This is a genomic window from Williamsia sp. z34, from assembly GCF_059553395.1.
On sequence record NZ_JCANWW010000005.1, the window covers coordinates 477,956 to 488,606 of the forward strand.

Below are 10,651 nucleotides of genomic sequence, written 5' to 3' on the forward strand. Positions count from 1 at the left end.
TAGGTGTCCAAGCGGGTTTGGGTTCAGTCGAAACGTTCGATGCTCGACTCGGCCAGCCGGGACAGACCCTCGCGGATGTGCCGGGCCCAGATGCTCCCGATACCTTCGACGGCCTGCAGGTCCGCCGCAGTCGCCGCGAGAAGCGCCTGCAGGGTGCCGTAGCTGCGCACGAGTCGATCGATGTGGGCGAACTGCAGTCGCGGGATCCGGGCCAGCAGCCGGTAGCCGCGTGGACTCATCGCGGTGTCTTGGGCGTCGACGGTGTCCGGGTAGCCGAATGCGCGGGCCAGCGCGGTCAGGTCGAGCAGGTCGGCGTCGGTGAGCTTCTCGATGGCCGCAAGCGCCTGCTCGACCTCTTGGGTGCTCGCCGGTTCCGGGGTCGCGAAGTAGTCGCGAACCACCAGTTCGCGTGCAGAGTCGTTGTCGCCCACCAGTTCTTCGAGCTGCAGGCTGAGCTGTCGGCCGTTCACGCCGAGCTCGACGACGTAGTATTTGATCTCTTCGGAGACGCGGCGGACCATCTCGAGCCGCTGGACCACGGTCATCGCATCGCGCAGGGTGACGTAATCCTCGATCTCCGAGCGCGAGAGCTGGGCGCTGACCTCGTCCAGGCGGGTCTTGTACCGCTCGAGCGTTGCCACCGCCAGGTTCGCGCGCGAGAGGATGGCATCCGAACCCTCCACGACGTACCGGATTCCATCGACGTACACGGACACGATCGACATGGACGCGCTCACGGAGATCACCGGATACCCGGTCTGGATGGCGGTCCGCTCGGCGCTGCGGTGCCGGGTACCGGATTCCTCGGTGGGGATCGACGGGTCCGGAACCAGCTGCACATTGGCCCGGACGATCCGGGCACCATCGGTCGACAGGACCACCGCGCCGTCCATCTTCGACAGCTCCCGCAGCCGGGTCGGCCCGAATGCCACGTCCAGATCGAAGCCGCCCGCACAGATGCTCTCGACCTCGGGATCGTGCCCGAGGACGATGAGGGCGCCGGTCCGTCCGCGCAGGATGCGTTCGAGGCCATCGCGGAGGGGAGTGCCGGGTGCGAGCCGGGCGATCGTGGTGCGGAGCAGATCGGAGGCCGGTACCTCTGGCATGAGGCGCCTTTCTGTAGTAACGCAGGTGGTGACTAGATTAGCTGTCTGTGAAAACCTCTTTTGTTTTGCCCGATGAGCTCGTCGCCGCGGTCCGGTCGCCCCGCGCTCCGGCGTTCGGCGAGAAGCTGCGCGCTCATTACCCCATGTGCTTCGGCTGCAGCGAGACGGTGCCGCACGGGTTGCACATGGTGGCCACTGCGGGCGAGGGTGCCGCGGTCACCGCACGCATGCAGGTCGAGCCCCGATTCGAGGGTGGCCCCGGCGTGATCCACGGTGGCATCCTGTCGGCCGCGTTCGACGAGGCGCTCGGTATGACGCACTGGATGGTGGGATGCGCCGCGGTGACCGCGCATCTGGAGATCGACTTCGCCAAGCCCATCCCGCTGGGCAGCGAACTGCGGATCGAGGCGGTGGCCCACGGGACCGTGCGGCGCAAGATCTACACCAGCGGCATCGCGTATCTCGGCGACAACACCGAGCCGGTCGCGGCCGCGCACGCGATCTACGTCCGGATCGACCCCGCCGAGCACTTCAAGGACAGTGCCGCCAACAGCGGCGCCGCCGACCAATTCGCCGAGAGCCTGGCTCGCAAGGAGGAGCGCAGGCGCCGGGCCGAATCCTCAGAATGAGAACGGACCGGCCGGGCCCTTGAGTGCCGCGCGCATCGCCGTCTGAAGGTCGGCGACCTGGGTGATCTTGATGCCCGACGGCAGATCCAGGGACCCGGCCGGAACGATTGCGTGTTTGAAGCCCAACCGCTTTGCCTCTGCCACCCGCCTGCCGACCCCGGCCACCCGGCGCACCTCGCCGGCCAGACCGATCTCGCCGAGCGCCACCATCGAACCGGGCAGCGAACGTTGGGCGAGGATGGAACTCAGCGCCAGTGCCACCGACAGGTCGGCGGCGGGCTCGCTGATCTTCATGCCGCCGACGGTGGCGACGTAGACGTCCTGGTCGTAGGTCGGCAGGTTGGCCCGGGCGGCGCAGACGGCCAGAATCATTGCCACCCTGGCCGAATCGAGCCCGACGACGGCGCGGCGCGGGTTGGCCAGGCTCGATTTCGAGACCAGCGCCTGGACTTCACCGAGCAGCGGCCGCTTCCCGTCCATCGCCACGGTGATGGCGGTGCCCGCGACCCCGATGTCGCGGTGATGCAAGAACAGTTCGGACGGGTCGGTGACCTCGTGGATGCCGTCTTCGCGTTGCTCGAAACAGCCCACCTCGTCGGCCGATCCGAAGCGGTTCTTGATTCCCCGGACCATGCGCAGCGGGGAGTGCTTGTCACCCTCGAAGGACAGGACGACGTCGACGAGGTGTTCCAGTGAGCGCGGACCGGCCACGGTGCCGTCCTTGGTGACGTGGCCGACGAGGATGACGGCGATGCCGGCGTTCTTGGCCAACGACGTCAATGCCGTTGTCACCGCGCGAATCTGGGTGACACCGCCGTTCACACCGTCGACGTTCTGGGCGATCATCGTCTGCACGGAGTCGACCACCATCAGCGACGGCATCACCGCCTCGGCGTGGCCGAGTACCGCGCCGAGGTCGGTTTCGGCGGCGAGGTAGATCTCGTCGTGGACGGCGCCGGTGCGTTCGGCGCGGAGTCGCACCTGCCCGGCGGACTCCTCGCCGGTGACGTACAGCGCCCGGCGGCCTTGCAGCGCCCACTGTTTGACGGCTTCGAGCAGCAGGGTGGATTTGCCGACACCGGGTTCTCCGGCGAGGAGCAGGACCGAACCGGGGACGATACCCTTGCCCAGCACCCGGTCGAATTCGCCGATGCCGGTGGGGAATGCGGCCGCGTTGGTCGCGTCGATCTGGGTCATGGGACGAGCCGGCTGGCTGGGAATGGTTGCGACGGTGGCGGATTTACCCCCACCGATCCCGGAGCTGCCCACGGTTGCCAGGGCAGCTTCGCTCACCGAACCCCATTCACCACATTCCGGGCAACGGCCAACCCACTTGGCGACCTGGTATCCACAGGCGCTGCACCGATATGTCGACTTCTGTTTGGCCACCGGCTGACTCTAGCCAGCGGGTCCGACAGTGCTGTGCCGACCCGCGCACGAGAGAGGGGCCACGGCGATTGCCGTGGCCCCTCTCTCGGGTTCTTGTGGTGACCGGATGCTAGTGGTGCCCGCCCACTTCGACGTGGTCGGCGTCGATGCCCCGTGGCTTGTCCTGGCGCGGCAGGATGGGCCCGGCGTCGATCGGGACGTCGATGGTGGTCTCGCCGGCCTTCTCGAACTTGAAGACCAACGGGAAGGTCAGGCCGGGGGTGAGTTTGTTCGGCTCACCCTGCACGGTCACCTCGACCCACTTCTCTTTCGGGTTGATCGGGTCGAGGGTGGTGTTGTGCACCACGTCGCGGTCACCCGCGCGAAGCACGCCGAGGGGATCGATCTCGGTCTCGCCCTCGACGGTCACCTTGCCCTTGCCGTCGGGGAAGGTGATGCTCTCGAGTTTGTCCGGGGTGTCGGGCGACTCGTTGGCGATGAGGAATGCCAACTGGAGCGGTCCGCCGTTGACGAACTCCTCGGTGCTGCCGCCCTTGGGGTAGATGATGTGCACGTTGCGCAATGCCATGGCCCCGGCGTCGATCTCGTTGCCGTTGATGGCCGGCGCCTGATCGGGGGTCTGGGCGATCTGGCCGGCGCCGCACGCGGTGGTGCCGATCAGCAGGCCTGCGGCGATGGCTGCGGTGGCGAGGATCGTTCCCACTCGACCACGCCGGGCCGATTCTTTGTGCACTGACACCGGTTTTCCTCCGAGATAGGTCCTGATGCGACGCGCGCCTTGTGTGGCGGCCGCGCAGATACTCACCGGCGCCCACCAAAATCCACAACGCGTGCACTACGCAGCGTAGTGGGCGAGTGTCGGCAAATTCCGATCGGGTCGCAAAAACGGTCCGTTTCGCATCGCCCACCAAACTGGCATGATGATTCTCATGAGTGAGAATCTGATTTCCACCTCGCGTCCGGCCCAGGTCGGCGGACGGCCGGGGATGGTGTTGCCGGGTCCGGTGTCGTTCGCTTCGGACTTCGGGCTGACGTCGTTCCAGCCGTCCCCGCAACGATCCGTGGTCCGGGCCACCCTGACCGACAAACTCCGGGACGCCGGCGGGTCGGCCTCGACCGGGGTCCTGATGACCGTGGTCGACATCGTCGCCTCGGACCCCGCGCTGATCGCCGCCTCCCCGGACTGGACCGCGACCCAGGATCTGTCGCTGTACGCCGCCGACCCGATCACCCGGGGGCCGATCGTCGCCGACGCCAGGCTGGTCCGGGCGGGTAAGAAGGTCGTCGTCATCTCGGTCGACATCTACGACGGATGTGGGGTCACCGATCTGCGGGTGCTGACCGACGACATCGATCGCGGAGCCCATGGACTCACGCACGCCGGGCGGGCGCTGGTCGTGTTCGCCCGGATCCCGCGCACCGCGGCGGTCGATGCCGATCTGTATTCGCCCGCGAAGACCGTCGGCACGATCCGGGAACGCACGCCGATACCGGTCGAGGGGTCCGTCTATACGCGGCTCGGCATGCGGGTCGTCGATGCGGGTTCCGGTGTCCTGGAACTCGACCTCACCTCCTTCGTCGTCAACCAGATCGGCACGATCCAGGGAGGGGCGCTGGCGGTGCTCGCCGAATCCGCCGCCTGTGCCATGCGGCCGGGAATGGTGGCCTGCGACATGCAGATCCACTATCTGTCGCAGGTCCGGGTCGGGCCCGCCCGGGCCAGTGGTGAGGTCGTCCGCGATGCCGGCGACCACAGTGTCGTGGATGTCCGGTTGGTCGACGCGGGTGCCGGTGACACGGTGCTGGCGCTCACGACGGTCACACTTCGGCATCAATTGATGTCGTAGCGGTCCGACGGGGTCGCGCGGGCCCGGAACGGTCCCGTTCGCGGCGGTCTGAAGCGGTCGCCAAAATCGGTTGTCGGGCGGGGCCTTCGAGTGCTGTGGCCCCCTGGGTTGAGGCGGTGCGCCAGCACACATTTCGGGCGTCGTCAAGACTTCGAATCCGGCCGCTATGCCGCTGACCTGCGCAGTTGGCTGATGGCGCGGAACGCACCGTGCTAGACTGGTGAAATCGAAAGGGGCATGGAACATTGAATTTCAAAGTTGGTGACACCGTTGTCTACCCCCATCACGGTGCCGCACTGGTCGAAGACATTGTGACCCGAACCATCAAGGGCGAGGCCGTAGAGTACCTCGTTTTGAAGGTGGCCGATGGTGACATGACAGTTCAGATCCCGTCTACGAAGCTCGAGTACGTCGGAGTCCGTGACGTAGTCGGAGAAGAAGGTCTGGGCAAGGTATTCGACGTCCTCCGGGCGCCCCACACCGAGGAGCCCACCAACTGGGCTCGCCGGTTCAAGGCGAACCAGGAAAAGCTGATCTCCGGCGACATCATCAAGGTTGCCGAAATCGTTCGCGACCTCTGGCGTCGTGAACAGGATCGTGGACTCTCCGCAGGTGAGAAGCGAATGCTCACCCGTGCGCGTCGCGTCCTGGTCGACGAGCTTTCGCTGGCACAGAACACCAACGACGAGAAGGCTTCGATCATTCTCGACGAGGTTCTCGCCGCCGCTTCCTGAGCGCGTCGCTTGATTCACTGAATGTCTACGGTTGCATTGATCCCGGCCGCAGGTCGCGGAGAGCGACTCGGCATGGGTTTACCCAAAGCGTTTGTCGATCTCGCAGGTCAGAGCATGTTGCACCACTGTGTGCAGGGTGCGCTGGCCGGCGGGGTCGTCGATCGTATCGTCATCTCGGTTCCCGTCGATCTGGTTGACCAGGTCCGGTCCGAGTTCCCCGAGGTCACCGTGGTGGCCGGGGGTTCAAAACGTTCGGACTCGGTGAAGGCCGCATTGTCGGCCGCGCCGTCCGATACTGAAGTGGTGCTGGTGCACGACGCCGCCCGCTGCCTCACACCCGCATCGTTGTTCGCCGACGTCGTCGACGCTGTCCGATCGGGCGCGTCCGCGGTTGTCCCCACCCTCCCGGTGGCGGACACGATCAAATCCGTCGACTCCACCGGCCTCGTGACCGGGACCGTCGACCGCTCCTCGCTGCGTGCGGTGCAGACCCCGCAAGGATTCGATTACGCCGTGCTCACCGCTGCCTACGCCGCCGCGGAGACCGATTTCACAGATGACGCCGGTCTCGTCGAATCGCAGGGCATCGCCGTGCAGACCATCCCCGGCGACCCGCTCGCCTTCAAGATCACCACCGCCTGGGATCTGAATCTGGCCACCTGGTTGCTCACCGATCGGGCGCGCGCATGAGAGTCGGGATCGGAACCGACGTCCATCCCATCGAAATCGGCAGGCCCTGCTGGATGGCCGGATTGCTCTTCACGGACGCAGACGGATGCGCCGGGCACTCGGACGGCGATGTGGCCGTCCATGCGCTCTGCGACGCACTCCTGTCCGCAGCGGGCCTCGGAGATCTCGGCTCGGTGTTCGGAACCGGACAACCGCAGTGGGAGGGCGTCAGCGGCGCCCGGATGCTCGCGCATGTCCGCGAACTCTACGAAGCCCAGGGATTCGTCGTCGGCAATGCCGCCGTCCAGGTGATCGGCAACCGGCCCAAGATCGGGCCGCGCCGCGCCGAGGCCCAGCAGGTACTCAGTGGTCTGCTCGGCGGGCCGGTCTCGGTCTCCGCCACCACCACGGACGGTCTCGGATTGACCGGACGGGGCGAGGGCGTTGCTGCCGTCGCCACTGCACTGTTGCTTGACCAGTAGGATTGCCGATCGTGACCCTGCGCCTTTACGACACTGCCGCCCGAGATCTGCGTGAATTCACGCCGATCCGTCCCGGACACGCCTCTGTGTATCTGTGTGGCGCCACCGTCCAGGGTGTGCCGCACATCGGCCACGTCCGCAGCGGTATCGCCTTTGACATCCTGCGGCGCTGGCTGGCCTACAAGGGCCTTGATGTGGCGTTTGTGCGCAACGTGACCGACATCGACGACAAGATCCTGCGCAAGGCGGCCGATGCCGGTCGTCCCTGGTGGGAATGGGCCGCCACCCACGAGCGAGAGTTCACCAAGGCCTACGACCAACTCGGGGTGCTGCCGCCCTCGGCCGAACCCCGCGCCACCGGCTTCATCACGCAGATGGTGGAGTACATGCAGCGGCTGATCGAGCGCGGGCACGCCTACGCCGCCGACGGCAACGTGTACTTCGATGTGCTGAGCCTGCCCGACTACGGCTCGCTGTCGGGACATCGTCTCGACGACGTCCATCAGGGTGAGAGCGCCGGCACCGGCAAGCGCGATCCGCGCGACTTCACGCTGTGGAAGTGCGCCAAGCCCGGCGAGCCGTCCTGGCCGACCCCGTGGGGCCGCGGGCGTCCGGGCTGGCATCTGGAATGCTCGGCGATGGTCACCTCGCTGCTGGGTTCGGAGTTCGATATCCATTGCGGCGGAATGGATCTGATCTTCCCGCATCACGAGAACGAGCAGGCGCAGAGCCATGGCGCCGGCGACCCGTTCGCGCGGTACTGGATGCACAACGGCTGGGTCACCATGGGTGGCGAAAAGATGTCGAAGTCGCTCGGCAACGTGGTCGCCATCCCGGCGATGCTGCAGCGGGTGCGGGCCGTCGAACTGCGCTACTACCTGGGCAGCGCGCACTACCGGTCGATGCTCGAATACTCCGAGGGCGCACTGCAGGAGGCCGCCGCCGGATACCGGCGGGTGGAATCCTTTGTGCACCGGACGGTTTCGCGGGCCGGTGCAGTACCGATCGGTGAGATCACCGACGCGTTCGCCGCGGCGCTCGACGACGACCTCGGCGTGCCGTCGGCCCTTGCCGAGATCCATGGTGCGGTCCGGGTCGGGAACACGGCACTGGAGTCGGGCGACCATCAGGCCGCCGTGGAAGCGGCCGCATCGGTGCGCGCGATGATGGGCGTGCTCGGCGTCGACCCGTTGGCGCCGAACTGGGCGGCTTCCGGGCCGGACGCAGAGACCAAGGCCGCGCTCGACGTGCTCGTCCGGGCCGAGCTGCAACGCCGGACCACGGCCCGTGCCGAGAAGGACTGGGCCACCGCAGACGAAGTTCGTGATCGGTTGGCGCGCGCCGGGATCGAAGTGACAGATACACCGGACGGCCCGCAGTGGTCGATGTCCGAAACAAGAGAATCCGTGGAGACGGACCGATGAACGCGGTGCCGGGTAAACCGGTCACCGGGGATTACAGCGCATTTCGCGTAAGGTGGGTGGCCTGATGGCCGGCAATTCAAAACGTAAGGGTGCAGTCCGCAAGGGCGGCAGCAAAAAAGGACAGACCGTGGGTTCGGGCGGACAACGCCGCCGTGGACTCGAGGCCCGGGGCGCAACCCCGAAGGCGACCGAGCGCACGTACCACGCGGCGCACAAGAAGGCGAAGGCCGCTGCCAAGCGTTCGGGTGGAACCACCGGCGGACGCGTGCCGCGCGGCAAGCCGACCACAGATGGTCCCGAGTACGTACTCGGTCGCAACCCCGTAGTGGAGTGCCTGCGTGCCGGGGTTCCGGCCACCGCGCTCTACGTGGTCCTCGGTGGCGAGGCGGACGAGCGGGTCACCGAGTCGGTGCAGCTGGCCGCGAACGCCGGTATCTCGATCCTCGAGGTGCAGCGTCCCGAACTGGACCGGATGAGTGCCAACGGCATGCACCAGGGCCTGGCCCTGCAGGTCCCGCCGTACCGGTACGCCCACCCCAGCGACCTGATGCAGCAGGCGATCGACAGTGGTCGTCCGCCGTTGCTGGTCGCGCTCGACAACATCACCGACCCGCGCAACCTCGGTGCGGTGATCCGCTCGGTGGCCGCATTCGGTGGCCACGGTGTGGTGATCCCGGCCCGACGCAGTGCGTCGGTCACCGCGGTGGCATGGCGTACCAGTGCCGGTGCCGCAGCGCGTCTGCCCGTCGCGCAGGCCACGAATCTGACCCGGACACTGAAGGATTGGGCCGAGTCGGGTGTACAGCTCGTCGGTCTCGACGCCGATGGTGACGTGACCCTCGACGAGTACGACGGCTCCGGACCCACCGTGATCGTGGTGGGCTCCGAGGGCAAGGGCCTCTCGCGCCTGGTGCGCGAATCGTGTGACTCGATCCTGTCGATCCCGATGGCCGGGGATGTCGAGAGCCTCAACGCCTCGGTCGCCGCCGGTGTCGTGCTCGCCGAGTTCGCTCGCCAACGCCGCTCCTGAACCCGATGATGTGCCCTCAGTGTGACTCTTGTGTTGCCGCCTGAGCGGTGGTTGGGTCCTGGTCACCTGGTGTTTGGCTCTTGATGTGCCTGCCGGCATCGCATTGATGCGCATGTCTGGTCTTGCAAAAGTTATGCCAACACCAGGTGGGAAGGACCGGCCGATGTGGCTTGATAGGAGCGTGGCAACGCCCCCAACTGAGGATTGCCCACCGACCGGCCCAACCGTCCCTGGTCCCTGTTTCTGAAATCAGGAGGCAACCACCATGGTTGTAGTTGGAGTCGATGTACACAAGAGCTCACACACATTTGTTGCCGTCGATCCCGTCGGCAAAAAGCTAGGCCAACTCACCGCCCCGGCCACCACCGCCGGCCATCATGCCGCGATGCGATGGGCCCACACCCAGTTCGGTACCGACCTGCTCTGGGGCATCGAAGACTGCCGACAGATGTCGACCCGCCTCGAACGCGACCTACTCACCGCCGGCCAGACCGCCGTGCGGGTACCCACCAAAATGATGGCCCACACCCGTGCCTCGGCACGTACCCGCGGCAAATCAGATCCCATCGACGCTCTGGCCGTCGCGCGGGCAGTGCTGCGCGAACCGAACCTGCCCGCCGCCGGCGCCGACCCCCGATCCCGCGAGATACGTCTACTAGTCGATCGACGCGAAGTGTTTGTCGCACAACGCACCTCAACAATCAACCGACTGCTGTGGCGAGTCCATGAAATCAACCCCGCCTACGCCCCCAAACCACGCTCGCTGAGCATGCACAAACACCAACAGATCCTCGCCGCACAGCTGGCCACCGAGACCGGACTGCTGGCCGACATCGCCCGCGAAGAACTCGACGAGATCATCTCCCTGACCACCCGGATCAACACCACGGCCACCGAGATCGGCAAACGAGTCCGCGAACTGGTTCCCTCGCTACTACAGCTACCCGGCTGCGGGGAACTCACCGCAGCCAAAATCGTCGGCGAAACCGCCGGCATCGCCCGCTTCCACTCGGCCGACGCCTACGCCAACTACGCCGGCACCGCCCCCATCCCGGTCTGGTCCGGCAACACCGCCGGCCGCGTCCGGCTACCGCGCTGCGGCAACCGACAACTCACCACCGCCCTGCACCGCATCGCCCTGACCCAAACCCGACTCGAAGACAGCGACGGCTACACCTACTACCGCAAACGCCGCGCCGCCGGCGACTCCACCACCGCAGCCCTCCGAGCACTCCGACGCCGCCTGGTCCGCACCGTCTATCAACGCCTGATCACCGACACTGCGCCCCAACCACGAGCCATTCAGACCGCCGCCGCTTGACATAGGAGCAACTTTTGGCG

General features: G+C 66.5%; 11 protein-coding genes. 8 read left to right on the plus strand and 3 right to left on the minus strand.

Annotation, left to right across the window (positions count from 1 at the left end):
• Window positions 1–23: 23 nt before the first annotated feature.
• Window positions 24–1,106 carry a DNA integrity scanning diadenylate cyclase DisA gene (disA, locus tag AC51GT_RS15705; RefSeq protein ID WP_496322939.1) on the minus strand — a complete coding sequence of 361 codons (1,083 nt, stop codon included), beginning with the start codon at window positions 1,104–1,106 and terminating at the stop codon, window positions 24–26.
• A 47-nt stretch (window positions 1,107–1,153) separates the two neighbouring features.
• Here disA and AC51GT_RS15710 point away from each other — a divergent pair, with 47 nt between their 5' ends.
• Window positions 1,154–1,735, plus strand: coding sequence for a PaaI family thioesterase (locus AC51GT_RS15710; protein WP_496329349.1), 582 nt, complete (start codon window positions 1,154–1,156; stop codon window positions 1,733–1,735).
• On the opposite strand, the gene radA is transcribed toward AC51GT_RS15710, so the two are convergent.
• The gene (gene radA, locus AC51GT_RS15715) at window positions 1,727–3,124 is read right to left on the minus strand and encodes a DNA repair protein RadA (protein ID WP_495514583.1); all 1,398 of its coding nucleotides are present in this window, start codon (window positions 3,122–3,124) and stop codon (window positions 1,727–1,729) included. The genes AC51GT_RS15710 and radA overlap by 9 nt on opposite strands.
• A gap of 109 nt (window positions 3,125–3,233) precedes the next feature.
• Window positions 3,234–3,863 carry a copper chaperone PCu(A)C domain-containing protein gene (locus AC51GT_RS15720; protein ID WP_496329350.1) on the minus strand — a complete coding sequence of 210 codons (630 nt, stop codon included), beginning with the start codon at window positions 3,861–3,863 and terminating at the stop codon, window positions 3,234–3,236.
• A 190-nt stretch (window positions 3,864–4,053) separates the two neighbouring features.
• On the opposite strand from AC51GT_RS15720, the gene AC51GT_RS15725 reads away from it, so the two are divergent.
• From AC51GT_RS15725 to AC51GT_RS15755, 7 genes are all read left to right on the plus strand, one after another.
• Window positions 4,054–4,971, plus strand: a complete 918-nt coding sequence (locus tag AC51GT_RS15725) for a PaaI family thioesterase (protein WP_496322942.1) — start codon at window positions 4,054–4,056, stop codon at window positions 4,969–4,971.
• Between the two features lie 245 nt (window positions 4,972–5,216).
• Window positions 5,217–5,705 (plus strand): CarD family transcriptional regulator, encoded by a 489-nt coding sequence (locus AC51GT_RS15730; RefSeq protein WP_020107769.1) that lies wholly within the window; start codon window positions 5,217–5,219, stop codon window positions 5,703–5,705.
• A 21-nt stretch (window positions 5,706–5,726) separates the two neighbouring features.
• The gene (gene ispD, locus AC51GT_RS15735) at window positions 5,727–6,395 is read left to right on the plus strand and encodes a 2-C-methyl-D-erythritol 4-phosphate cytidylyltransferase (RefSeq protein ID WP_496322943.1); all 669 of its coding nucleotides are present in this window, start codon (window positions 5,727–5,729) and stop codon (window positions 6,393–6,395) included.
• Window positions 6,392–6,856 carry a 2-C-methyl-D-erythritol 2,4-cyclodiphosphate synthase gene (ispF, locus tag AC51GT_RS15740; protein WP_496329351.1) on the plus strand — a complete coding sequence of 155 codons (465 nt, stop codon included), beginning with the start codon at window positions 6,392–6,394 and terminating at the stop codon, window positions 6,854–6,856. The genes ispD and ispF overlap by 4 nt, the downstream gene beginning before the upstream one ends.
• Window positions 6,857–6,867: 11 nt before the next feature.
• Window positions 6,868–8,280 carry a cysteine--tRNA ligase gene (gene cysS / locus AC51GT_RS15745; RefSeq protein WP_496329352.1) on the plus strand — a complete coding sequence of 471 codons (1,413 nt, stop codon included), beginning with the start codon at window positions 6,868–6,870 and terminating at the stop codon, window positions 8,278–8,280.
• 64 nt (window positions 8,281–8,344) lie between these two features.
• Window positions 8,345–9,310, plus strand: coding sequence for a 23S rRNA (guanosine(2251)-2'-O)-methyltransferase RlmB (gene rlmB, locus AC51GT_RS15750; RefSeq protein WP_496322946.1), 966 nt, complete (start codon window positions 8,345–8,347; stop codon window positions 9,308–9,310).
• A 265-nt stretch (window positions 9,311–9,575) separates the two neighbouring features.
• Window positions 9,576–10,631, plus strand: coding sequence for an IS110 family RNA-guided transposase (locus AC51GT_RS15755; protein WP_496323328.1), 1,056 nt, complete (start codon window positions 9,576–9,578; stop codon window positions 10,629–10,631).
• The last annotated feature ends 20 nt before the right edge of the window (window positions 10,632–10,651 follow it).

Excerpts from the sequence above, each read along its gene's own strand:
- AC51GT_RS15755 (WP_496323328.1), top strand. The coding sequence starts at position 9,576 with ATGGTTGTAGTTGGAGTCGATGTACACAAGAGCTCACACACATTTGTT.
- rlmB (WP_496322946.1), top strand. The coding sequence starts at position 8,345 with ATGGCCGGCAATTCAAAACGTAAGGGTGCAGTCCGCAAGGGCGGCAGC.
- ispF (WP_496329351.1), top strand. The coding sequence starts at position 6,392 with ATGAGAGTCGGGATCGGAACCGACGTCCATCCCATCGAAATCGGCAGG.
- AC51GT_RS15725 (WP_496322942.1), top strand. The coding sequence starts at position 4,054 with ATGAGTGAGAATCTGATTTCCACCTCGCGTCCGGCCCAGGTCGGCGGA.
- ispD (WP_496322943.1), top strand. The coding sequence starts at position 5,727 with ATGTCTACGGTTGCATTGATCCCGGCCGCAGGTCGCGGAGAGCGACTC.
- disA (WP_496322939.1), bottom strand. The coding sequence starts at position 1,106 with ATGCCAGAGGTACCGGCCTCCGATCTGCTCCGCACCACGATCGCCCGG.